The 672-nt window shown below is 64.0% G+C and carries 2 protein-coding genes; both read right to left on the bottom strand.

From position 1 onward, the window contains the following. Positions 1–150 (bottom strand): IS66 family insertion sequence element accessory protein TnpB (gene tnpB / locus ACMGE0_RS33590; protein ID WP_436820179.1); only part of this gene is annotated, 150 nt, incomplete at its 3' end. Then, the gene (tnpA, locus tag ACMGE0_RS33595; RefSeq protein WP_436820178.1) at positions 147–596 is read right to left on the bottom strand and encodes an IS66-like element accessory protein TnpA; all 450 of its coding nucleotides are present in this window, start codon (positions 594–596) and stop codon (positions 147–149) included. The genes tnpB and tnpA, both read right to left, overlap by 4 nt. Positions 597–672 lie beyond the last annotated feature (76 nt).

Here is a 672-nt window from a genome sequence, read left to right on the forward strand (position 1 = left end):
GCGCTTGGCTCGGAACACGTAGATCGTGCCGGAGAACGGGTCGGCACCCATCTCGGTCTTGACCAGCGCCGCCAGGCCCTCCGCACCTTTGCGGAAGTCGACAGGTCGGGTGGCGACCATGACCTTCACCGCTCCGGAAGGCCCGATCACGACTGCGCCTTCACGGCCTGTATCACCGCGGCAATCGTGGCGGCGTCCGCACCGGAGGCGATCCTGACGATCGCCCCGCCGATCTCCAATTCGATTGCGCCGCTGCTCGACTTCTTTCTCGAGGCACGCGCCGGTTCCGGCTCTTTCGCTTCAGGCTTCGTAGGCACGTCAAGGACCGCTGGCGCAAACATCGGAACGACCTCGACGACCGGCACAGCCTCGAGCGGCTTGCGGGCGAGCCGACGCCACGTGAACACTTGCTGCGGGGTCAAGCCATGACGCCGCGCCACTGCGCAAACCGTCACGCCCGGCTCATAACTCTCGGCGACGATCTGCGCCTTGCGCTCGTCGCTCCACTCCCGCCGTCGGCCGCTTCCCGTGAAAACCTCAAACCGGCGCACCGGCTCTTTATCGCTGGATGTAAGCGTAAGCTCTGAAATCGACATATGTCCAAGCCCTCATTCGGGCTCAACATCGTCAATCACGCCGTGATCCGGAAGGTGGGTGCAAAACACCGCTTAC

This window comes from Neorhizobium descurainiae, assembly GCF_051400715.1.
GTDB lineage: Bacteria > Pseudomonadota > Alphaproteobacteria > Rhizobiales > Rhizobiaceae > Neorhizobium.

Bases quoted from the DNA above. Each gene is read 5' to 3' on its own strand.
- tnpA (WP_436820178.1), bottom strand. From the start codon at position 596: ATGTCGATTTCAGAGCTTACGCTTACATCCAGCGATAAAGAGCCGGTG.